Below are 23450 nucleotides of genomic sequence, written 5' to 3' on the forward strand. Positions count from 1 at the left end.
CGCGATGACTGCCCCTTTGAGTGCGATCAAAGTGATCGAGATCGGCACCCTGATCGCCGCGCCGTTTGCCGCGCGCATGCTTGCCGAGTTTGGCGCCGAGGTGATCAAGATCGAAGCCATGGGCCACGGCGACCCGTTGCGCAAATGGCGCAAGCTGCACGAAGGCACGTCGCTGTGGTGGTACCTGCAATCGCGCAACAAGAAATCCCTGGCGCTCAATCTCAAATCCGCTGAAGGCATCGAACTGGTCAAGCAACTGGCCGGCGACGCCGACGTGATCATCGAAAACCTGCGCCCCGGTGCGCTGGAAAAACTCGGTCTGGGCTGGGACGTGCTGCATGCCCTGAATCCGAACCTGACTCTTGTACGTATTTCCGGCTACGGCCAGACCGGCCCGTACCGCGACCGTCCCGGTTTCGGCGCGATTGGCGAGGCCATGGGCGGCATTCGCTACACCACCGGCAATCCCGATTCGCCACCGGCGCGAGTCGGCGTCAGCCTCGGCGATTCGTTGGCCGCGTTGCACGCGGTGATCGGCGCGTTGATGTCGCTGTTGCGGGTCAAGACCGGGCAGGGCAGTGGGCAGATCGTCGATGTGTCGCTGGCCGAAAGTGTGTTCAACGTCATGGAAAGTCTGGTCCCGGAATACGACATGCTCGGGCATGTCCGCGAACGCAGCGGCGGCGCGTTGCCGGGTATCGCACCCTCCAATACTTACCTCACCGCCGACGGCGCCTACGTGGTGATCGCCGGCAACAGCGATCCGATTTACAAGCGCCTGATGCATACCATCGGCCGTGCTGACCTGGCCGACGCTGAGGAATTCGCCCACAACGACGGCCGCGCGGCGCAGAGCGGATTGCTCGATGCGGCCATCACCCACTGGACCAGCAGCCTGCCGATCGACGACGTACTGGCCGCCCTCGAAGCCGCTGAAGTGCCGGCCGGGCGCATTTATTCAGTGGCTGACATCGTCGCCGATCCGCACTATCAGGCGCGGGACATGCTGCTCAATGCCGAGTTGCCCGGCGGCGCGACGGTGACGATGCCCGGGATCGTCCCCAAACTCTCGGAGACCCCCGGCGGGGTGAAGTGGTCCGGGCCGAAACTGGGCCAGCACACCGACGCTATTCTGGCCGGGCTGGGTCTGAATGAACTCGACATCGAACGCCTGAAAGGCCAAGGGGTGGTGCAGTGATCACTGACTATTCACAAACCCTGATCGTCCAGGAAGTCTCGCCGCGTGACGGCTTGCAGATCGAACCGACCTGGGTGGAAACCGTAGACAAGATCGCTTTGATCGATCAACTGTCCCTGGCCGGATTCAGCCGCATCGAAGCCGGTTCGTTCGTCTCGCCCAAAGCCATTGCGGCCCTGCGTGACGGCGAGCAGGTGTTCAACGGCATCCAGCGTCAACCGGGGGTCATTTACGTGGCGTTGATTCCCAACCTCAAAGGTGCGCAGCGGGCATTGGCAGCGAGTGCCGATGAGTTGAATCTGGTGATGTCCGCCAGCCAGACCCACAACCTCGCCAATATGCGCATGCGCTGCGAGGACTCGCTGGCAGCGTTCGCTGACATCGTTGCATTCGTCAGCGGATCGGGTGTGCGCCTCAATGGCAGCATCGCCACCACGTTTGGATGCCCGTTCGAAGGCAGGATTGATGAGGACCGCGTGCTGCAAATCGTCGACGCCTATCAGGAGCTCGGCATTCAGGGCATCAGCCTTGCCGACACCACCGGCATGGCCAATCCGCGACAGGTGGATCGTTTGGTGCGGCGCGTTTTGCAGCGGGTTTCGCCGGCTGACCTGACCCTGCATTTCCACAACACCCGTGGTCTTGGCCTGTGCAATGTGCTGGCGGCCTACGAGGCCGGTGCACGGCGCTTCGATGCAGCGCTCGGCGGCCTCGGTGGCTGCCCGTTTGCGCCGGGTGCGTCGGGCAATATTTGCACTGAAGACCTGGTGAACCTGTGCGAGGAAGTCGGCATTCCCACTGGGATCGACTTGCCGCTGCTGCTGAAACTCGCGCGCGGCTTGCCGGCACTGTTAGGCCACGAAGTCCCCGGCCAATTGGCCAAGGCCGGACGCAACTGCGACCTGCATCCAATCCCTGCCTGAACGCGCAAAACCCTTGTGGGAGATACAAAACCCTTGTGGGAGCGAGCCTGCTCGCGAATGCGTCGGATCAGTCGATGTCAATGCTGAATGACACACCGCCTTCGCGAGCAGGCTCGCTCCCACAGAAAAACGCTCCACAGTGAGCGTCACAACCAGACAACAAAAACAATCGGACGCCCATCGGCAGTCCGCCTGGAGAAAAACTTATGAGCCTCAATGTAATGGAGGCGGGCGTGAATCCGTCCGTCGATCACGACGCCGAAAAAGCCCTGGTCAGCAAAGTTGCCTGGCGCCTGATGCCGCTGATCATGGTCTGCTACCTCTTCGCCTTTTTCGACCGCATCAACATCAGCTTCGCCAAGTTTCAGTTGCAGACCGATCTGAGCCTGAGCGACACCGCATACGGTCTCGGCGCCGGGCTGTTCGTGGTCGGTTACGTGCTGTTCGAAGTGCCGAGCAACATGATGCTGTACAAGGTCGGCGCGCGGCGCTGGATCGCGCGGATCATGATGTCGTGGGGCGTGGCGACGGCAGCGATGGTCTTCGTCAACAGCGAATGGCAGTTTTACGCCCTGCGTTTCGTGATTGGCGCGATGGAAGCCGGGTTCGCGCCGGGCGTGCTGTATTACCTGACACTGTGGTTTCCGCAGCACTTTCGTGGCCGCATCACGTCGATGCTGTTTCTCGCCTCGGCGTTCGCCGGACTGGTTGGCGCGCCGTTCTCCGGGCTGGTGCTGCAACACCTCGATGGCGTGTTGCAGATGCGCGGCTGGCACTGGTTGTTCCTGCTCGGTGGCGTGCCGTGTATCGCGCTCGGTTTTCTCGTGCTCACGCAGCTCAAAGACCGCATCGAGGATGCACACTGGCTGACTGCCGACGAGAAGAAATTACTCTCCAGCCGCATCGCTCATCACGAGCCACACAAGAGCGGCGGCTCGTTGCTCGCGGCACTGAAAATTCCCGGTTTCCTGACCTTGGGTTTGATCTACTTCCTGATTCAGGTCGCGTCCTACGGCCTGAATTTCTGGGCGCCGCAACTGATCCGCAGCGCCGGCACCGAGAGCCCGGTGATGATCGGTCTGCTGACGGCCATTCCCTACATCTGCGGCGCGATCAGCATGGTGGTGATCGGCCGCTTGTCCGACGCCACCGGTGAACGGCGCAAGTTTGTTGCGGGGTTGGTGATCGTCGGCGCGATCGGCTTCTTCAGCGCGGGGATTTTCGCCAGCCACACGACCTTCCTGATCGTCGCGCTGGGACTGCTGGGGGCGGGCATCATCGCTTCGATTCCGAGCTTCTGGACACTGCCGCCGAAATTGCTTGCGGGAGCGGGCGCCGGCGCAGCGGGTGGGATTGCGGTGATCAATACGCTGGGGCAGTTCGGCGGGATCGTCAGCCCGGTCATGGTCGGGCGCATCAAGGACCTCACCGGCAGCACCACCCCGGCGCTTTACGTGATTGGCGTCGCGGCGCTGATTGCGGCGGCGTTGCTGCTGTGGGGCTTGCCGCAGAAGTTGCGAACGCTCGACAAGTATTGAGATTGGCGGCGTCTGTGATGACGCCTTCGCCAGTCGGCTCGCTCCCACATTTGGAATGCGCTTTGCTGTGGGAGCGAGCCTGCTCGCGAAGGCCTGTTAATAAGCGCTGATGAACCCTCAGAATGACCCGGCAGCTGTCACATCGTTCCGCAAGACCTCAGAGGTTATTGACTCGATGCTTACCGGCCTTAACCACCTGACCCTCGCCGTCCGCGACCTGCAGCGTAGCCTTGCGTTCTATCGCGATGTGCTGCAATTGCGCGTCGAAGCGACGTGGGATAACGGTGCCTATTTGTCATTGCCCGGATTGTGGTTGTGTCTGTCAGAAGATCCGCAGCGCAAGGGTGAGCCGGGCGCGGACTATACCCATTACGCTTTCAGCGTGAGCGCGGCAGACTTCACTTCGCTGGTTGAAACTCTGAAATCGGCTCAGGTGGCGGAGTGGCGAGACAACCGCAGCGAGGGAGCGTCGTTCTACTTTCTCGATCCCGATGGGCACAAGCTGGAAGTCCATGTCGGCGATTTGCAATCGCGGCTGGCGGCGTGTCGGCGGAAACCGTACCCCGGCATGCGTTTTCAAAGGTAGCGCCGTTCGTCGCGCTTGGGCCGATTTTTCTAAACCTTTGACCGTCAAAGCATTCCTAACTGAGGCGGACGCGTGTCCGCCGCGATTATTTTGAGCAGCGGGTGAAACATTGCCCGCTTGAATTTTCAACGAAGGAGGGCGCGACCATGAGCCGGATGGCCACCCGTTTACGTAACGTCAGTTTTGCAACCCTGCTGGGTCTGTGCGCCAGCACTGCGTTCGCCCAGTCGCCTGCCGAATTCATCAACGATGCCTCCGCCAAAGGCATGGCTGACATCGAAGCCAGCCGTCTGGCCCACGGCAAGACCGAATCCAAAGAGGTCAAGGATTACACCATCGTTGTCATCAATGACCGCACCACGGCGAACCAGCACCTGGCAAAAATCGCCAAGAAACTCGACCTGCCGGTTGCGCCCCGCGAAGAACTTGCCGACAAGGCGAAAGAGCTGATGCCGCAAGTGAAGGACGGCGCAACCTTCGATCAGGCCTACGCCGCGAGTCAGGTCAAAGCCACCGAAGAGGCCATCACCCAGATCGAACAGCAGGCACAGACTACCGACGTGCCGGAAATCAAAGCGTTTGCCGATGAGACGTTGCCGAAACTGCAAAGCCATCTGGAGAAAGCTCGGGCGTTGCAGGCCAGTCGCTAAATTAGCTAGCTGATCCATGCATCATCGAAACCTTCCCAGGGCCTGCTTGATGCAGGCACTGTCGAAGGTTTTTTACGGCCGTCAGCTGAAATGCGACGCGTCCTGTGTGGGAGCGAGCCTGCTCGCGAAGACGGAATTCCAGCGACACATGATTGGCTGACACAGCGCATTCGCGAGCAGGCTCGCTCCCACAGGGTGTGTTTACAGCGGGGATTGCTCAGCACTCGTTCAAATCCTGCTTCGGCTTGCTCTTGTCACCCAAACCCTCAAGATCAAACACCTGATTCTCACCGAGTGCGCGGTAGTGCCGGCGCAGCGCTTCAAGCTGCTTCAAATCCAGCGCCTCCAGCCCGAGCATCGCGTTTTGCGCTTCCTTGTTCACCCGCAGCAGTTCATCGAGTTTCAAATGCAGGATGTCAGTATCGCGGTTCTGCGTGTTCTGAATCAGGAACACCATCAGGAATGTGATGATCGTCGTCGAGGTATTGATGATCAGCTGCCACGTATCGTTGTAACCAAAAATCGGCCCGCTCAAACCCCACAACCCGATCAGAATCAACGCCCCCATGAACGTCTTCGGGCTACCGGCCCACAGGGCAAGTTTCTGGGCAATTTTTGCGAATTTCATAGTGGCAGTCCTTGTTTTGGGAACTTGAAACTCAGACATCGGCGTGGCGCTGAAAATTCTGTTTACAAAGTCTAGCGCAGGACTTTGGTAGGGAAGGCACGCCGAGTGGATCGCTGTATCGTAGCGGCAGCTGTTTTTCCCAGTTGCCAGAATGCCTCGACAGGAGAACGCAATGAGTTGGTCTGCTCAGCAATACGTCGCTTTTGAAGATGAACGCACCCGCCCGGCCCGCGATCTGTTGGCGGCAATACCCACGGCGCAGGCACGGGCGGTGATGGATATCGGTTGCGGACCGGGCAACTCCACCGAGTTGCTGGTGCAGCGTTTTCCCGAGGCCCGGGTCAGTGGCCTCGACAGTTCGGCGGACATGATCGCCGCCGCGCGCGAGCGCTTGCCCGACGTGCAGTTCGAGGTGGCCGAGATCGGCGAGTGGACAGACGAAGGCCCGTTCGATGTGATCTTCGCCAACGCCGTGCTGCAATGGGTGCCTGATCACGCTTCGTTGCTGCCAGCACTGGTGGGCAAGCTCGCTGCAAGTGGCAGCCTGGCAATTCAAATGCCGGACAATCTCAATGAACCGTCCCACCGCTTGATGCGCGAGGTTGCCGCCAATGGCCCATGGGCGAGCAAGCTCGCAGGCGCTGCCGGACACCGCACGGAGATGGCCAGTGCCAGCGAGTATTTCTCGATACTGCGCCCGCACTGCACGCGGATTGATGTGTGGCGCACGACTTATCATCATCAATTGCCGGGCGGGGCGGCAGGGGTGGTGGAGTGGTTCAAGGGCAGCGGGTTGATTCCGTTCCTGAGCCCGTTGACCGAGGAGGAGCGGGCGCAGTATCTGCAGCAGTATCTGGCAGCGGTTGCCCAGGCTTATCCTGCATTAGCCGACGGCTCGGTGCTGTTGCCGTTTCCACGGCTTTTTATGGTTGCGACTCGCTGAGTTACGCCTCCAAGTGTCTTGAGTTCGCCACGGTATCTCAGGTCGGCGCATCTCTTGAAAGCAACCCGGTCGGTCCCCTCTCCCTCGGGAGAGGGGCCACTTTGAGCATGCAAACCCGATCATCGCTACACCGCCACCAATATCGACCTCTCGTGATCTTGAATCAGCGCCAGTTGCGCCATCGTCGCGGCCTCCTATCAACTCGTTCATGCTGAATTCGTCGGAAAGGTCTCGCGGTTTTCTGAGTTTTTACACGGGTTGCGCCATAGCTGTTTAAAGTCGAATCACGTTACGTCCCGATGCCTACAAATCCTTGCGCCGCTGCCTACCCGTGCGCCAGAATCCGCCGGCTTGTGCGCCTGGAGGGTGGTCGGTAACTTGGTTCGCGTCACTGATTTCCAGTGATCGGGTTTAGTAGCCCGGCTACGCTTTTCCGTAATCGATGCACGAGTACCATTCAGTCAGGCGAACGCTTGCACCTGATGGTGGCTGTGCGCATGGCGCCCTCGGGTGCGCCGGATTTGGAAAGGTGTCCGGTCTACTAACTTGCGCACAGCCGCCACCCTTTCGTTTAGTAGCGATAGGTAGCGGCTCTACTAAGGTACCTTTTCAATGTTCAAAGTAACGCCAAATCCGGCGGAAACCGATCCGACCTCTCCTTACGAGTCCCTCGATTCGAAAAAACTCCACGAAGCCGCCGAACGCGCCCTCGACCACTATCTCATCCCACCAAAAACCAGCTCACCGCCGTACCAGGCCAGCAGCATGTTCATGGTTAATCCAGGCACCGACACCGAGTCGCTATTGGTCAACGCCAGCGAATCCCTCGGCTCGGCCAGCGTCATGCTGGGCGAGCTGGCGGTAAATCAGGTTTTGGATAATGTGGTGCCGGTGGGTTAGCCGGCGCTGATTTCCGGGCAAAAAAAACCGGTCGTTGCGACCGGTTTTGCATGCGATAGTTTTCTTCAGACACTGGCGAGCAGGCATTCATAAGGAATACGCAAGCCATCGTGCAGACGTTTGATCATTGCCAGACTCAGCTTGCGCTTGCGGTTCAATACTTCCGAAACACGGCCACTGGTGCCAATAAAGGGCTCGAGATCCCGCGGCGTCAAGCCTTGCTGATCCATACGAAATTTGATGGCTTCAATGGGATCAGAGGGCGGCATCGGAAAATGCTGCTCCTCATACTTTTCAATCAGCAGAGCGAGAATTTCCAACTCATCGCCCTCTGGCGAGTCGATTTCTGCACCCCACAGCTGTTCCATGCGCAGCAATGCTGCGCTCAGGTCTTCCGGGCTACGAATGGGTTTGATGTTCATTAAACGGTCTCCGCGTTGATCTGGTCGTATTGAGCGTGGGTCCCAACGAAGCGGATAAAACCAAGTTGCCGTTGGTAGTCGATCGCCAGAATCACTCGATATTTATTCCCGCCGATATTGAATACCACCCTGGCTCCCTTGAGGACACTAGCCGTTCGCAGCTCAGCTTTAACCTCTTGCGGAGTTCGATAAATCGCCTTATCCATATGGCGGTACCATTCAACGAGAGGTGTCTGAGCATCAGCATGAGCTGGTGTGCTTTCCCAAAATTGTCTTAGCGTCGCTCTTGCAATTATCCGCATCCATGCCTCCTCCCGATATGGGAGATACTAGTCGTTACTGAGTGGAGGGGCAATCTTGAATGTGCTTTGTGAACGGGCGTTTCAACATTGAATTGCAAAGCATGTATGGGTCATATGAGTTTTCTTGCAATGGTTCATAAACGATCCGTAATCCAGCATAACGATCTACAATGGCTCCATAAAGACCAATTAAGCCTTGAAGGGTTTGCCATGTCATTCATGCATTTGCTTCACTCGCCGGCTGAGATTGCTAGAGGTGTCGGAGAAAACGCCAAAATCCTACGTCTCTCCAAAAACCTTTCCCGCAAGACGCTCGCACAGAAGGCGGGGGTTTCCGAATCCACCATCAAGCGATTCGAAGCGACCGGGCTCGTGACGTTGGAGGCTTTGATCCTGATAGCCACTGCGCTCGATGAACTCGACGCTGTGACCAAATTGTTCAAACCAGAGCAGCCGAGCTCGTTGGATGAGCTGAAAAATGCCAGGCGCAAGCGGGGGATGCGCTGATGATCAAGCCTTTCAAACACACAGAAGCGCTGTATGTTCTGAAAGACGGGGCCAAGGTTGGCGAGCTGGTCAAAGCCGTGGGCCGAGGGATTTACTTCGCTTACGATCAGCGTTGGCTTGCCACTGGCTACAATCTTTCGCCGCTGACAATGGCTTGGGACGAGAAGCCACAGCTGGCCAGAAACACCAGCCTCTTCAAAGGGCTACACGGGCCGTTTGCCGATTCACTGCCTGACGGCTGGGGCATGCTGCTGATGAATCGATATTTCGACAGCACCTTCGGTGACGGTACCCACCTCACCGTCACAGCGCTTGATCGCCTTGCTTATATGGGCGATCGCAGTATGGGCGCGTTTGAATATCAGCCGAAAGCGGAAAAAACAGAGCTCACAGGCGCTGTGAATATTTGCCAACTCTACGAAGCTTCCATTGAAGTTCAAGAGGGTGAGACCCCGACGGTGCTTACCAAATTGCGACTGGCCGGTGGCTCACCGGGGGGCGCACGACCGAAGGCAATTTTGGCGTTGTCTGCCGATAAAAAACACGCAATCTCAGCCTTCGATGCCCTGCCCGAGGGCTATGCCCACTGGATCGTCAAGTTCAGGGCATTGTACGAACCGATTGAAACTGGCGGCATCGAACTCGCCTATGCCGAGATGGCTCGCGCCGCCGGAGTGACCATGGCTGAATCGGATATTCTGGATGTGCAGATGCCTGGCGGCGAGGTTGAACGTTTCTTCGCAACAAAGCGCTTCGACCGCGATGGCGAGCGCAAGATTCACATGATGACCGTCTCGGCGCTCATGTACGCGGACTACCGCGCATTGTCATCCATCGACTACCCGAACCTGCTGAAGCTCACCCAAGTGTTGACCAAAAGCTCAGTCGAAGTGGAAAAAATGGCCAGGTTGATGATCTTCAATGCGCTGTCTCACAACCATGACGACCATGCGAAAAACTTTGCCTTTCTTTGCCACGATCCTGAAAAAAAAGGCGAGAAGGAAACCTGGACGCTGTCTCCGGCTTACGACCTGACGTTCGCAAATGCCATGGGCGAGCACACCACTGACTTCGGTGGCCGCACTCCCGGCAAGCCTACGCGCAAGCGGATCATGGAGATCTGCAGGGATTACAAATACCTCAAGGCCGAGGAATACATCGAGCAGACTCTCGCTGCGCTCGCCGACTGGAGGAAGGTATTCACTCGACTGAATGTCCCGCACAAAGCCGGGGAACCGATCTTTAACGTACTGGCGAAGCTGCATCAGGATTTCGAGAAGTAAACCCAAGAGGTACGGGCTCACACTTTCCACGAAAGTCTTTGCCGCGAATACGCGTGAAGTCCCACGCACAAAAAAACCGGCCATCAAGGCCGGTTTTTTATTCCTGCATCCCCCGTCAGACACCACAACGCGAGATCAATATTCGGTGGAGCGGGTAGAGGGAATCGAACCCTCATCTAAAGCTTGGGAAGCTTTCGTTCTACCACTAAACTATACCCGCTCAAAGCGGCTGACTTTGTACCAGACTCGGCAACGGATTTGAAGTTTTCTTTTCTACGCGATGGCTTGGGCACATACAAAATGGTCAATCGCGAGCAAGTACTACGCAGGTGCAAACACGCACCTCAAGCTTGCAGCCCTGCCCGCGACGACGCGGTCTCAAATGGCCAATGCATGTTGATCCTGAACAAACGAGTAGCGCGTTCGGCTGGCTTGCGGCGCAGGTTTCAGAAAGCCGAGCAAGGCCTTCTGGCTGTCGCGGCAAGCGGCTTTGTGTTCCATGTCAAGGAAGTGCCCGGTGGCCTGCACGGTGGTGAAGGTGCTCTGCGCAACGTGGTGGCCGAACAGGCGTGCATCGACGGCAGCGGTGTATTCGTCCCATTCGCCGTTTATGAACAGCACTGGCACGTTGATCTTTTTCGCCGCATTCAAATAGCACTGTCGGTCGCTGTGCAGCACGTCGTTGATGTGGAAGTGCATCTGCCCGTATTCATGCTCGGCCAGGCTGCTGACGTGACGGTAGTTGAAGCGCTTGAACAGCGATGGCAAGTGTTTGCCGATGGTGTTGTTGACCAGATGCCCGACCCGGTCACCGTCGCGGCTGCCAAGGTAATCGACGCCGCGCTCGAGGTAGTCGAGCATGTGCGCGTTGATCACCGGTGAGAACGAGCTGATCACGGCTTTTTCAATGCGCCGGGGTTGCTGGGCGAGGGCGACCAGGGTGGCAGCGCCGCCCCAGGAGAACGACAGCACGTGCTCGGCTGCGAAGTGGTCGATCAGCTCCAGCAGAATCTGCCCTTCGACTTCCTTCGTCAGATGTTTCTCATGCAGGTTGTGGGCTTTTGACCGGCCCGCGTAGGGCTGGTCGTAGCAGACCACGTTGAATTGCGGGTGCAGGTTTTTCACGGTCTGTGCAAACGACGCAGTCGTGGCCATCGAGCCGTTGACCAGAATGATGGTCTTTTCTGCGGCGTCTGCGCGATAGAACTCCGTGTAAACCCGATACTGACCCTGTATATCCAGCACAGCGATTTCTGGCCTCATGTCATAAGACTCCTGGCAAGCAAGCGGGTATGCGCACAATCGAGATTGCACGAGCTTTGTGACAGGTAGGCATACGCCTGGAATTTGCTGGCCCATGTCGATCCGGCACGGCAGGTCGACGGGTGTTGTTATTGGCGGGCAGATTGCCGGCTGAGGCGCAGCCCTTGGGGGCTTGCGACCGACAAAAAGTTTCTTGGAAGTATGTGGTGACTCACCGGTCATATTTCGGCCGACGTCCTGATTCAAGCAGGGGAGTCAGGATCACGCAAGTGTCGTTGCTGAATTGTTCGACAACTTCGGCTGAGCGGTCGCAGGCTTAGAACAAATGAATCTCTTCGGTGCGCAAAGCGCGGTACTCGCCCGGTTTTAGCGCGTCATCCAGAGCCAGTTCGCCGATGGATTCGCGGTGCAGGCGCAGGACTTTGTTGTTGAAGAAACCAAACATGCGCTTGACCTGATGGTAGCGGCCTTCAACGATGCTCAGCCGCGCCGAGCGCGGGCCGAGCAGCTCCAGTCGTGCCGGTTGCGTGATCAAATCCTCGAAGGCGAAGTAGATGCCCTCGGCAAATTTCGCCGCGTAGTGCGCGCCGATGTCCTGTTCGGTTTCGACGTAGTAGACCTTCGGCAGTTTGGTCTGCGGCTGCGTCAGGCGCCGTGACCAGGCGCCGTCGTTGGTGATCAGCATCAACCCGGTGGTGTTGAAATCCAGGCGACCGGCGATGTGCAGCTCGTCCTTGTCCGGTTCATCGAACAGGTCGAACACCGTCGCATGCTGCGGATCGCGAGTGGCGCTGACGCAGCCGGGCGGTTTGTGCAGCATGAAATAACGCACCGGTTTGCCGCTCTGCAGGACTTCTTCGTCGACTTCGACACGGCTGAATTCCAGCACCTCAGTGTGCGGATCGCTGACGATTTTTCCGTCAACCCGCACGCGCTTTTCCACCAGCAACAGGCGAACCTGCTGACGGTTATAGCGGGGCAGATTGCTGAGAAAGCGGTCGACGCGCATGGTCAGAATTCAACGGCTAAAGAGCCGCGCATCTTACGGGATCGGCCGCCGACCTGCTTGCAGTTGCGCTTGGACTTGTGCACAACGCGGGCACAGGCAAGCCTTATTTCGCAGTTCGGTGGGCAGCGCTTCGAGCACCGCCGGATCGATAGTTACACCGTAGCACCAGCATGCGCGGTCGGCGGTGCGCGGGTCGGCGAGGCTGCAATCGTTGCGTGCGCCGCAGGCCGGGCAGTGGTCGGGTTTGACGTCGTTATCAGGCATAGGTCGAATGGGGCATTTCCATGCTGGAGCAATTGCGCCCCGTTTGTCGGGGCGCGGTACAGCGCATGATCGGCCCGGGACAGCAGTCTGTGCAATGAAAGAAGCGCGAAACCAGGGGGATCCGTCTTGCTGGCGGCGCGGAGGCCTTCAACATTTAAGGTTCATTACTTGTTTCAACTTGTTGCACGAACGCACCAGATTCCGAAAACGCTGTCTGAATATTCGTCAGTCACCGAATAAATGACTGTCGCCTGCCAGCGTCGCTGGTGTGGCCAACCCGCGGTCCAGGAGGCCGCCATGTATCGCCGAATCGTACTGCTTGCCGTGATGATTTTTTCCCTTGGCGGATGCGTCCCTTATTCCTATGGAGACAGCTACTACAGGTCAGAGGTCTACACATCACCCGCACCGGCTTACTACAACGGTGGCGGCTCTTATTACCGCAGCGGCGGCACCTATTACACCCAGCCGCGCTACTACCAGCCAGCACCGCGGTACTACCAGCAACCGCGTTATTACCAGGCGCCGCGTTACTATCAACCGGCTCCGCGCTATTACGAAAGCCGACGCTGGCACGGCAATGATCGCGGGCGCTGGGATGGCCACCGTCGCGGCGGTTGGGACAACGATCATCGCGGTCGCGGCAGCTACGACCGCCACAGCGGTCGCCGTGACCATAATGGCCGTGGCAACCGCTGGTAAATAACCGCAAAGAAACAAGCGGCGCATCAAGCGCCGCTTTTTTTTGCCTGTCGAAAAACCGTTCCATTTGCCTTCTCCCAGGGGAGTCCCGGAAGCGTCCTACAGTTTCATTTCGTGGCATTTGTTAGCGTTCGTGGATGCCGAACGATGCGAGAGATTCTCAGCTCAATAGCGGCGAAAAATGGACGTCAGCGCTATGAAGCTTCTGGTTATTCACCAAAATTTTCCGGGTCAGTTCCGCCATGTGGTGCTGGCGGCGATGGCCCGGCGTGATGAGGTTGTGGCGATAGGCCGGGACACGGCACCGGGCATTGCCGGGGTGAAAATCCATCGATATCGAGCTGCTGGCAGAGCGCCGGGCAATATTCATCCCTATCTGATCCGCTACGAACAAGCAGTGATCGATGGACAAAAGGTTTTTGAAATTCTGAGCAGGCTGAAACGTGCGGGTTATCGACCAGACGTGATTCTCGCTCATCCCGGATGGGGCGAGACGCTGTTCGCCAAGGACGTCTATCCCGATACGCCGCTTATTCACTATTGCGAGTACTACTATCGAGCGCATGGCGCCGATTCCGGCTTCGACCCTGAGTTTGCGCGAGCCACAGCGGAATCGTCACGGCTGCGAGTCCTCAATTCGCTGCATCTTTTGAATCTTGAACAATGTGATATCGCAATCGCGCCGACGCAGTGGCAGCGCAGCCTGTTTCCGGCCGCTTATCGGTCGGCGATTCGGGTTATTCACGAAGGTGTAATTCACAGTTCTGACCTGCCGAAAGTCGGGGCCGTCAGGTTGCCCAACGGAATCGTGCTGAGCGCCGGACAGCCCATCGTTACCTATGTCGCCAGAAATCTTGAGCCGTATCGCGGCTTTCACAGTTTTATGCGAGCGATCCCGCATATTCAGGCTGAGTGCCCGGATGCGCAGATCATCGTGGTTGGCGGTGATGACGTCAGTTATGGGAGTAAGCCAACTGGGTATCCAGACTGGCGCAGCAGGATGGAGGCGGAGGTCAGTTTCGATCACTCCAGAGTGCATTTCACAGGGAAGCTTCCTTACCAGACTTACCGAGCGGTTCTGCAGTGTTCGAAAGTCCATGTTTATCTGACGTATCCGTTTGTTTTGTCGTGGTCATTATTGGAGGCGATGGCGGCTGGTTGTGTGGTCGTTACGTCGGATACGGCTCCGGTAAAAGAAGTGATCGTGGACGGGTTTAATGGAGTGCTGGTGGATTTCTTTGATCATCAAGGAATTGCCAAAAGTGTATGTAAGGTATTGAAGTCGTCTGGTGAATACAGTTGTCTTGCCGACGCCGCGATGTTGACGGCCAGTCGGTTTGGTGTGAAGTCTGGCGTGAGCCAATACTTTGAAGTTTTTGAAAGGGCGAAATCCGGGCACAGCGATAAATCAACCGTTCCCCAGTTTGAGCGAGAAGTTTGAAATGACCAGGGCATCGCTTAAGCAAGCGATCAAGTGGTTCAAGAGATTGTTGAAGTATGGTCTGTTTGTTTATGTCTGTTATTGCGTAGCGGAATTTTATATTCACAAAGAACAATCCGCCGAGTCGGCGGCTATCCACCAGGCAGACGAGAAGGCCTGTCAGAACAAGCTGGCGAGCATGAAACAGGTACCAATATTGGGCGGTGCCTATGTGGATAAGACGCTGGTCCCGGAGTTTTACGTTGGCATGCCTGAACTGGCTAACAAGAAAGCTTGCCTGGCGATCGCCCTGAAGGGTTTTTTTTGGTGGACGGGGACGGGGCTGCACCGGTACCAGGATCAGCGACCGGAGTCGATTCCCGAAAGTTGGCGACTCTATAAACTGAACGCCGGGCTTTTCACCAGAAAAGAAACTACCGAGCCCCATGAGCGGGGTTATCGGCACGTCAACTGGCCGGATGAGTTGATTGTGAAACTGAAGAATTATCCAGGGCTTGAGCTTTGGCTTAATGCTCCTCCGCCGCATTTCAAGAATCTGTCATCCGTACGGAAGTTTGTTATCACAGGTTGGCCGCGGCGAGACGGAACCCCTCGTTTGATCAACTGTAATGGCTTGATTCGCCCGGCTTCCGAGCAACAACTGACTGACAAAAAACTGGCAAAGCTCGACAGAATCGAACTGGAAAATCTGGATTTCGGCAAATTGAATTTTTCTTGCTCTGTGAATCTGGATAACTTCGACTTCACTGGGGGGCACGGTAGCGTAGGTCTTGGTACATCGTCATTACGCGAAGCCCCTGAGATGCTTAAATATCTCAGGGGTTATCTTTCACGCTCTGTTATTACAAGGAAGTAACGATGAGTCTTGTTTTTAATGATGTGGAAAAATCGGAAATTTTAAATGCAGCAAATAGTTGCAAGGGCATGACGTTCGACATTGAAGACCTCAAGTATATTGCGCTGGAATTAGCAGGAGCTAGCTGCGCTCCCCTGTATCAAAAGCTATTCGACATTATTGGCGGAAAAGTCGCTGAGTTTTTCGCTGTCGATAAAGAGGCTGGAGAGATTCTGAAAAACGCCAGACTCTGGCTTGCCGTGGCCATTGATGCCAACGGTGGAAACGGTGCCTACTCCGCCCTGATTCGCGGTTACACCTCGCGGCAAGGTGAACTCAGACTGAATAAAATTTTCACTGAAGACCTGATGCAGCTTTCATCCAACCAGGTTGCCGTCAATTTCATCAATACCCTGATCAACGGATCCCTTGCCGGTCAATTGGCACCGTGGACGGTTCCGTCAATCAGCCAGATCGCTGAAATCGACGCCAGCGCGATCGGCGAGGCACTGTTCAAGGAGGTTTGCGGGGAGGACGACACTGCCGTCAAACGAAATGCCGGTTGGTCCGGGACAGTCGGGTTCAGCCTGTTGGGCGGTAAGCCTCCCTATGAGACCTGGCGATTGATCTCCGCCGGTGATTCGAACGGGGAAGATGACGGCCCACCCATTCATGCAAAAGCCAACCGGCTCGACGACTATAAAAACATCCTCTTCGCCATCGACTCCTACAGCGTCGGCCTGCGAGCGGCGATCAGCAATTTCGGCATCAATCCACTGCAAAGTCTGCTTTCAGTGGTACCAGAACAAATCAACATCGCGCTGGCCAGTGGCAGTGTGAATCCACTGATCCAGCATGTAGTGAAAGGCACACCTGTCGCCGCCGTGGTCGACCTGATATTGCGCTATGGCCAGAACGAATTTCTCGACATGTTCAAGCGCACGTATGACGGCAATGCTGCTGCCACACCCACCACCAACGAAACCTTCGCCAGCAACGCTTACGCATTCTTTTCGGCGTTTACCCCAGAGCAGTCGCAAAGCATTGTCACCCGAACAATAAGCGAATTCGGCAATGCGAATGCATGGGCAAAACTCGCAGGCGAGGCGACGCCGCTCGGCCTGGCGTTGCGCAATTGCTTACAGCAACTCAGCGAAGTCGTCATAGAGCGAACCGACGGTTATCCCGGCCGCAAACTTGAACTCTACGATCCGTTGACCGGCGAAGGTTTTATCACCGCGCAGTGGCTGGCGGATCGTGCGCAGATGCTGGCCCGTTTGATTGCCCGGACCCAAGGCTCGTTTGGAGAACACTCGCTGCAGAGATATTCCTACTCCGATCTTGCCTCAGGCAAACAGGCGCCGATGGCCACCGGTGTGTTGAACCCGCTGGTCACGTTCGGTGATGACGATGGGCGATCTTTCGCCGGTGGCGCAAATGCCGATCATTTGTATGGCGGCGTGGGTCATGACTCGATCAATGGCATGGCGGGTAACGATGTTATTGAAGGCGGCCGCGGCAATGACTCGCTAAGCGGAGGCGACGGCAATGATGCGCTGTACGCAATGGCCGGTGATGATGTGCTGATCGGAGGAAAGGGCAACGACACTTTGATCGGAGGCGAGGGCAGTGACCGCTACGAGTTCGTCAGCGGCGATGGCATCGACGAGATTTTCGATGCCGACGTAAATGGGCAGCTGTGGATCAACGGCGCGCCGATTCCCTCGCTAAAGCGCCGCACGCCTTTGAGCAATATCTGGTCTACCGAGGATCAGTCCATCACTCTGACGCTTGTTGAAGACACGCTCAACATCAAGTACGGCCAGAGCGATCTGGTGGTGATCAAGAGCTTCCAGCCCGGGATGCTTGGCATCCGTCTCCCTGATTACCAGGGGCAGGCGCTTAGCGCTGCGGATTTGACGCTCCAGGGCGACTGGAAAGCCAAAGACGCGGATCCAACTGTACCCGGCGATCAGCCCTCCTTTGATGAGCTGGGCAACGTCGTGCTGCTGCCCAAGGTAAAACAGCGCAACAAGGCCGACGTACTTTACGGTTCCGCCGCAGACGACGTCATTCTCGGCCTGGGTGGTTCTGATCGATTGTTCGGCAAGGCTGGAAACGATCGGTTATTCGGCGACAAACAGACGACAATCGAAAAGGCCATGGCCGACGGTGATGCCAAGGGCAGGGCAAGTCGCGGCGACTGGCTCGACGGCGGGCAAGGTGACGATTTACTCATCGGTACGGCATCGCGAGACGTTCTGCTCGGTGGCAATGACCGGGATACCCTGATCGGCGGCGCTGGCGATGATGTGTTATCCGGAGACGAAACTACCGGTGCACTGGAGCAGGGGTGGGCGGTCAAGCGCGCTGACGTCCCCCTAGCTGGCGGTGTCACCAGTCATCGAACGGTCTATTCAAAGGCCTCGATAAACAGTGCATCCGAGGGCGGTGACGACGTGCTGTATGGGCAGGGTGGCAAGGACTTTATCGACGGCGGCTGGGGTGAGGACCTGCTTGACGGCGGAGCTGACGACGATTTGCTCAAAGGAGAGCAAGGGAACGACACCCTGGCCGGTGGCAGCGGCGACGACACGATGCTCGGTGACAACCTCGATTGGGGCGGTGGTCTGCCCAGCAAGCATCATGGCAACGATGTGCTGGACGGCGGTAGCGGTGATGACCGGCTCGCCGGTAACGGTGGCAGCGACGCGCTGTATGGCGGCCCTGGCAACGACATTTTGCAGGGTGATGACGGCGTACTGGATGGCGTCGAAGGCGATGCTGCGCATTTTTTTGGCGATGATCTGTTGGACGGTGGCCCCGGTGACGACACGCTCTGGGGCGGCGGTGGCGATGATCTGCTCTTCGGCGGCGAAGGCAATGACGATCTGATTGGCGATAGCCCTGACCATCCTGTTCGTTATCACGGTAACGACTTTCTTGATGGCGGTGCGGGGGATGACACCCTGCGAGGCATGGGGGGCGCGGATACGCTGACGGGTGGGGCGGGAGCTGATTTCCTGGATGGCGACGTGTCCGACCTGCAACCAGGCGGGATCAACAATGACGTGCTTGAGGGCGGAGAAGGAAACGATACGTTACAGGGTGGCTTCGGTGCCGACACGCTGTACGGCGGCGCGGGTGACGACATTCTTGCCGGCGATTACGAAAACAGCGCTGAAGCCGAACAGAATGCTGATTATCTGGATGGTGGCTCAGGTAACGACACGTTGCTCGGTGGCGGCGGCAACGACACGTTGCTGGGCGCAGAAGGCACGGACTACCTTCGCGGTGATTCCGGCGACAACGTGTTTGATGGCGGTCCCGGTGATGACGTGTTGGAGGGCATGGACGGTGCTGACATCTATTACTTCGGTGCTGGCGATGGCCTGGATATCGTGACCGATGCCGGCGGCCGCAACATCATCAGGTTCGGTGCAGGGTTTTGCGCGCAAAGCCTGAAGGCCGACGTCATCGAAGTTTCCGTCGGCACGGTGTTGCGGCTGGCCAATGGCACGGGCGACGCGATACTCATCAAGAATCACGGAAAGTGGAAGGACTCCACCTTCAGCTTCCACGACGGCGTTGTACTGGGTTATGACGATGTCTTGCGCAAAACATTGCCGCTGGTAGAGGTGCCCGAATCACCTGTCCCGGAAGTGGTAACCACCACAGGAACCCAGGAAAGCAAAGGTGAGGTTCCGATTCAGCCAGGCGATGTAACCACTGCAACGCAACGCCCGGTCGCATCCGATCCACCCGTGAACTGGTCCGAAAAATTTCTCGCGCAAATCACATCCAAGCGCTCTGCAAGAAGACACGCCGCGGGTTTTACCCTGAATGAGCAAGGTGTCTGGGTTCGCAGTCATATCACCACCACCGACACCGGTTACACCACCCACACTGAGCTGATCGATGACAGCGTCGAAGCAGGGACACTGTCTGAAACGCCGCAGTGGATGAGGGCTGATGGCGGGCAAGCCGTGGTCAGTGAAAGGCAGTTGAAAACCACGACTCGCGTTGAACATAAACAGGTGAAAGCCGAGGGAGCAATACCTTCCTCAAGCCAGGCGCCTCGCTACTATCGATCCGGTTCGGCCAACGGTTTTTCTTTCAACTTGGGAGATGTGCTGGTTGAAGACCGAAAAGAATCCGGCGCCCTTGAAGGTTGGTATGTCTATCCGGCGGAAAGCTTCAGTTCGGGCGAAAAAGCGCGCAAGGCGTTTCGCTGGAATACCGAAACTTCAGCGATCAAACGCAAAGTCGTCCATGGCGACGATGCTGGTGGACGAGCCAACGTCGAAGTGGAAAACCTTTTCCACGGTGGCGCGGGGGATGATCTGATCGTTGCATATGCAGGCTCCCCACTCGACTACGGTACTGTCGGTGACAGAACACCGGGCGCGTATTTATCCGCGGGGGCAGGTGACGATACCTTGCTGGGCTCCGAGGGTGCTGACTATCTGGTCAGCGGGGCAGGGGATGATTGGCTTTACGGCGAAGACGGCGCCGACACCTACATCGTGCAGGCGCACGCCGCAGCGACCACCACGATTGCGGATGTACCGAATCCTGTTTTCCACCGGCCAGAGGCGGGGACCGCAGGGTGGAAAGACGAGTACGGCTTGATCGATCAGGACACGGTCGTCCTTCCAGCAGAAGCGCAACGCGATGCATTGCAATTGAGCTGGGGGGCGGTGTTGATAGAAACCACGCATATCGAGCTGGAGCCCAACCCGGGTCGCGGGGCTTACCGTAATCCGCCGAGAGCGAAAATGCTCTGCTCGACACTCGATATCCAATGGGGTGGGACACAGAAAGTGCGCATTGTCTTGCCCCACAACGGTGATCTGGAGGGGGCCGGTATTGAGCGCATAAAGTTTGCCGACGATTCGAGCGTGAGCTTCAAGCAGCTCCTTGAATCGAGTCAGTTGGGTCCTGCGCCCGACACCTTCCGTACCGGAGTAATCGTTAACAATTCCACGCGGTTCACTACCCTGCGAGACGGACGAGCTCTGCCGTTAGTGGGCGGTCGTGGCAATGACACGATAATCGGCGCGGGAGAGATCCGAGGCATGCAAGGCAATGACTTGCTTACGGGGAGTTCCAGTGATGATCTGCTGGTGGGTGGGCCGGGCGATGACACCCTGTCCGGCGGTGCTGGAAATAATATCTACCAATACGATGGCCTCGGCAGGGATGTGATCATCAACAGCGGAGGCGGCCTGGACGGGATCGATTTTTCCGAGCGCAGGCTGACGATCGACAACTTGAAGTTCCACCGTCAGCGGGATGATCTGGTAATCGTCGTGGATTACGGCATGGCGCCCAAGATTCGGGTTTTCAATCATTTTGCCGCAGATGAAAGCGCTATCGGGTTTATAAGAGTCAGCGAAGGAACGACGATTCAAGACTACAGCGCTAAACAAATCAGTGAGCGTCTGCATCCGCTTCCACCATTGAGGGACGTCGAGGACATTTTGCTAAAAGGCGACGATGAAGCGCAGCGGGCAGTGAAGGAAATCATTGAGTTCTACGAACTGAACGTCTGAGTTGCCAGACGACCCATTGAGCCTGCCCGCGATGCGAACCCACTCGCCATCGCGGGCTACGAGTCACCTCAATACTGGCTCAAATCCGCCAGCGGATGTCGCCCTTCCCAGACCTTGTGAAAATGCGCCTCGACCACCGCATCCGGCACGTTATTGATATCCGGCCAATGCCAGTGCGGTTTCTGATCCTTGTCGATCAAGCGTGCGCGCACGCCTTCGCTGAATTCCGGATGGCGGCAGCAATTGAGGCTCAGGGTGTATTCCATCTGAAACACTTCGGCCAGCGACATATGCCGGGCGCGGATGATCTGTTGCCACACCAGATGGGCGGTCAGTGGTGAGCCTTCGGCCAGGGCGTTTGCCGCGCGGGCGATCAGCGGATCATTGCTGTCGCGTTGCAGGCTGATGGCTTTCCAGGCGCAGGGTACGTCGCTGACATCGAGCAGTTCGTCGATCTGCTGACGGCGCGGCAGCCACTGCGCTTGCGGCATCTGCGCGAGGGCTTCCTGCTGCAGGGCCTTGAGCAGACTGTTGAGCTGCATCGCGGTCTGTTCCTGCCAATTCAGTTGCAACAAGCCTTCGATCAGTTGCGGTTGCTGTTCGTCGAGCAGGAAGCGGTCGGCCAGACCCAGGTCGAGCGCATCTCGCCCGTTCATGTGCGCGCCGGTCAAACCGAGAAACAAGCCGAGCTTGCCCGGCAGCCGGGCGAGAAACCAACTGGCGCCGACGTCGGGATACAGACCGATGGTGATTTCCGGCATCGCCAGATGGCTGCTCGGCGTGACGATCCGCGTACTCGCGCCCTGCAGCAAACCCATGCCGCCACCCAAAACGTAACCATGGCCCCAGCAGATCAGCGGTTTCGGATAGGTGTGCAGGCTGTAATCCAGGCGATATTCCGCGTTGAAAAACTGTGCGGCCAGCGGCGGCACTTCGCCCGGATGAGCGCGACAGGCTTCGACCAGACTGCGCACCTCGCCACCGGCGCAGAACGCCTTGGCGCCGTTGCCACGCAACAGCACGCAGACGATTTGTGGATCGTTGGCCCAGGCTTTCAATTTGTCACTGAGGGCGTTGATCATCGGCAGGGACAAGGCGTTCAGCGACTTTTCGGCATCCAGGCTGGCGATGCCGATGCGCGCGCCGTCGGTGCCGGTGAGTTCTTCGAAGTGCAGATTCATCGTGACCTCGATCGGAAATTTGAACGATCAGTATGATCGCTGTGGGGGAAAGTGCCGGATCTGCGTCAGATCAATTGACAAGCGTGGTCGGCTTTCCTAGGGTTCGCCCCATTGTTTTTGCCGGATATGACCATGACTGCTGACGACCGTATCAAACTCGAACCGAGCTGGAAGGAGGCACTGCGTGCTGAGTTCGACCAGCCTTACATGGCAGAGTTGCGCAACTTTCTGCAGCAGGAGCGGGCGGCCGGCAAGGAGATTTATCCGCCGGGGCCGTTGATTTTCAATGCGCTGAACTCGACGCCGCTGGATAAGGTGAAAGTGGTTATCCTCGGCCAGGATCCGTATCACGGCCCGGGGCAGGCTCATGGTCTGTGCTTCTCAGTGCAACCGGGCGTGCCGGCGCCGCCGTCACTGGTCAACATCTATAAAGAGCTGAAACGCGACCTCAACATCGACATTCCCAATCATGGCTACCTGCAGAGCTGGGCCGATCAGGGTGTGTTGTTGCTCAACACCACCATGACCGTCGAGCGCGCCAATGCCAACGCGCACAAGGACAAGGGCTGGCAGCACTTCACTGACCGCATCATCGAGGTGGTCAGCGAACGGCAGCCGCATCTGGTGTTCATGCTCTGGGGCGCCCATGCGCAGAGCAAGCAGAAGTTGATCGACGCGACCAAACACCTGGTGCTGACCTCGGTGCATCCATCGCCGTTGTCGGCGTATCGCGGTTTTTTGGGCTGTGGGCATTTCAGCCGGACCAACAAGTTTCTCGAACAGAATGGCGAAACGCCGATCGACTGGCGTCTACCCCCGATATAACAGGTGCAGAATATTTGTGGCGAGGGAGCTTGCTCCCGCTGGGCTGCGCAGCAGACCTGGTTACTGCAATCCGGTTTTCTCTGGCACACCGCATTCCCTGGCTTTGCGACTGCTGCGCAGCCGAGCGGGAGCAAGCTCCCTCGCCACAGTGGTGCGGTCTACTCGGGAATACGGTTCCAGTACCTGAACAACGGCTCCGCCAGAAACAGCACAAACAACAGCCGCATCACCTGCATCCAGGCACTTGATGCTGACCCCGGTGCATCCGTCGCCGTTGTCGGCGTATCGCGGGTTTTTGGGTTGTGGGCATTTCAGCCGGACGAACAAGTTCTCGAGCAGAATGGCGAAACGCCGATTTAACAGGCGCAGAACATTTGTGGCGAGGGAGCTTGCTCCCGCTGGGCTGCGCAGCAGACCTTTTACTGCATTCCGGTCACACCGCATTTCCTGGCTTTGCGACTGCTGCGCAGCCGAGCGGGAGCAAGCTCCCTCGCC

General features: G+C 57.6%; 21 protein-coding genes, 1 tRNA gene and 1 pseudogene. 15 read left to right on the plus strand and 8 right to left on the minus strand.

The window, feature by feature from the left end:
• Positions 1-4 precede the first annotated feature (4 nt).
• From VNV36_RS21000 to VNV36_RS21020, 5 genes are all read left to right on the plus strand, one after another.
• Entirely contained in the window at positions 5-1198 is a 1194-nt protein-coding gene (locus VNV36_RS21000; protein WP_325720140.1) for a CaiB/BaiF CoA transferase family protein, read from the plus strand.
• Entirely contained in the window at positions 1195-2121 is a 927-nt protein-coding gene (locus VNV36_RS21005) for a hydroxymethylglutaryl-CoA lyase (RefSeq protein WP_325720142.1), read from the plus strand. The genes VNV36_RS21000 and VNV36_RS21005 overlap by 4 nt, the downstream gene beginning before the upstream one ends.
• 206 nt (positions 2122-2327) lie before the next feature.
• Complete coding sequence (locus VNV36_RS21010; protein WP_016771305.1) at positions 2328-3659, plus strand: MFS transporter; 1332 nt, start codon at positions 2328-2330, stop codon at positions 3657-3659.
• A gap of 175 nt (positions 3660-3834) precedes the next feature.
• On the plus strand, positions 3835-4245 hold the full coding sequence (fos, locus tag VNV36_RS21015) for a fosfomycin resistance glutathione transferase (RefSeq protein ID WP_325720145.1): 411 nt from the start codon (positions 3835-3837) through the stop codon (positions 4243-4245).
• 146 nt (positions 4246-4391) lie between these two features.
• Positions 4392-4895 (plus strand): DUF4142 domain-containing protein, encoded by a 504-nt coding sequence (locus VNV36_RS21020; RefSeq protein WP_252874029.1) that lies wholly within the window; start codon positions 4392-4394, stop codon positions 4893-4895.
• 217 nt (positions 4896-5112) lie between these two features.
• Here the strand turns inward: VNV36_RS21020 and VNV36_RS21025 are convergent, their stop codons facing one another.
• Positions 5113-5523 (minus strand): low affinity iron permease family protein, encoded by a 411-nt coding sequence (locus VNV36_RS21025; protein WP_016771301.1) that lies wholly within the window; start codon positions 5521-5523, stop codon positions 5113-5115.
• A gap of 172 nt (positions 5524-5695) precedes the next feature.
• Between VNV36_RS21025 and tam the strand changes: the two genes are divergently transcribed.
• Positions 5696-6466, plus strand: coding sequence for a trans-aconitate 2-methyltransferase (gene tam, locus VNV36_RS21030; RefSeq protein WP_325720150.1), 771 nt, complete (start codon positions 5696-5698; stop codon positions 6464-6466).
• Positions 6467-7078: 612 nt separating this feature from the next.
• Positions 7079-7366, plus strand: a complete 288-nt coding sequence (locus tag VNV36_RS21035) for a DUF6124 family protein (RefSeq protein WP_325720152.1) — start codon at positions 7079-7081, stop codon at positions 7364-7366.
• A 65-nt stretch (positions 7367-7431) separates the two neighbouring features.
• Here VNV36_RS21035 and VNV36_RS21040 read toward each other — a convergent pair whose 3' ends face one another.
• Positions 7432-7788 (minus strand): helix-turn-helix domain-containing protein, encoded by a 357-nt coding sequence (locus tag VNV36_RS21040; RefSeq protein ID WP_252887440.1) that lies wholly within the window; start codon positions 7786-7788, stop codon positions 7432-7434.
• Entirely contained in the window at positions 7788-8090 is a 303-nt protein-coding gene (locus VNV36_RS21045) for a type II toxin-antitoxin system HigB family toxin (protein ID WP_323621116.1), read from the minus strand. The genes VNV36_RS21040 and VNV36_RS21045 overlap by 1 nt, the downstream gene beginning before the upstream one ends.
• A 210-nt stretch (positions 8091-8300) precedes the next feature.
• Between VNV36_RS21045 and VNV36_RS21050 the strand changes: the two genes are divergently transcribed.
• A complete protein-coding gene (locus tag VNV36_RS21050; RefSeq protein ID WP_325720289.1) occupies positions 8301-8597 on the plus strand; it encodes a helix-turn-helix domain-containing protein in 297 nt (98 codons plus the stop codon).
• Positions 8597-9880: a type II toxin-antitoxin system HipA family toxin gene (locus VNV36_RS21055; RefSeq protein WP_325720159.1), complete on the plus strand. Its 1284-nt coding sequence runs from the start codon at positions 8597-8599 to the stop codon at positions 9878-9880. Before VNV36_RS21050 ends, VNV36_RS21055 begins: the two co-directional genes overlap by 1 nt.
• Positions 9881-10026: 146 nt before the next feature.
• Here the strand turns inward: VNV36_RS21055 and VNV36_RS21060 are convergent.
• From VNV36_RS21060 to VNV36_RS21075, 4 genes are all read right to left on the minus strand, one after another.
• A tRNA-Gly gene (locus tag VNV36_RS21060) sits at positions 10027-10100 on the minus strand.
• Positions 10101-10258: 158 nt separating this feature from the next.
• Complete coding sequence (locus tag VNV36_RS21065) at positions 10259-11143, minus strand: alpha/beta fold hydrolase (RefSeq protein ID WP_325720161.1); 885 nt, start codon at positions 11141-11143, stop codon at positions 10259-10261.
• Positions 11144-11459: 316 nt separating this feature from the next.
• Positions 11460-12152, minus strand: a complete 693-nt coding sequence (locus tag VNV36_RS21070) for a pseudouridine synthase (protein ID WP_325720163.1) — start codon at positions 12150-12152, stop codon at positions 11460-11462.
• 33 nt (positions 12153-12185) lie between these two features.
• Complete coding sequence (locus VNV36_RS21075) at positions 12186-12416, minus strand: cysteine-rich CWC family protein (protein ID WP_325720165.1); 231 nt, start codon at positions 12414-12416, stop codon at positions 12186-12188.
• A 297-nt stretch (positions 12417-12713) separates the two neighbouring features.
• Here VNV36_RS21075 and VNV36_RS21080 point away from each other — a divergent pair, with 297 nt between their 5' ends.
• From VNV36_RS21080 to VNV36_RS21095, 4 genes are all read left to right on the plus strand, one after another.
• Positions 12714-13118, plus strand: coding sequence for a hypothetical protein (locus VNV36_RS21080; RefSeq protein ID WP_325720167.1), 405 nt, complete (start codon positions 12714-12716; stop codon positions 13116-13118).
• Between the two features lie 196 nt (positions 13119-13314).
• The gene (locus tag VNV36_RS21085) at positions 13315-14559 is read left to right on the plus strand and encodes a glycosyltransferase family 4 protein (RefSeq protein ID WP_325720169.1); all 1245 of its coding nucleotides are present in this window, start codon (positions 13315-13317) and stop codon (positions 14557-14559) included.
• 1 nt (position 14560) lies between these two features.
• Entirely contained in the window at positions 14561-15415 is an 855-nt protein-coding gene (locus VNV36_RS21090) for a hypothetical protein (protein ID WP_325720171.1), read from the plus strand.
• A gap of 2 nt (positions 15416-15417) precedes the next feature.
• A complete protein-coding gene (locus tag VNV36_RS21095; RefSeq protein ID WP_325720173.1) occupies positions 15418-20949 on the plus strand; it encodes a calcium-binding protein in 5532 nt (1843 codons plus the stop codon).
• Between the two features lie 68 nt (positions 20950-21017).
• On the opposite strand, the gene dspII is transcribed toward VNV36_RS21095, so the two are convergent.
• Complete coding sequence (gene dspII / locus VNV36_RS21100; RefSeq protein ID WP_325720175.1) at positions 21018-22130, minus strand: enoyl-CoA hydratase/isomerase DspII; 1113 nt, start codon at positions 22128-22130, stop codon at positions 21018-21020.
• Between the two features lie 132 nt (positions 22131-22262).
• On the opposite strand from dspII, the gene ung reads away from it, so the two are divergent.
• Positions 22263-22955, plus strand: a complete 693-nt coding sequence (gene ung, locus VNV36_RS21105) for a uracil-DNA glycosylase (RefSeq protein ID WP_325720177.1) — start codon at positions 22263-22265, stop codon at positions 22953-22955.
• A gap of 238 nt (positions 22956-23193) precedes the next feature.
• Positions 23194-23315, plus strand: a pseudogene (locus VNV36_RS21110) (uracil-DNA glycosylase); the annotation flags it as partial.
• Between the last annotated feature and the right edge of the window lie 135 nt (positions 23316-23450).

It is taken from the genome of Pseudomonas sp. (genome assembly GCF_035554175.1).
In the GTDB taxonomy this organism is placed as follows: Bacteria; Pseudomonadota; Gammaproteobacteria; order Pseudomonadales; family Pseudomonadaceae; genus Aquipseudomonas.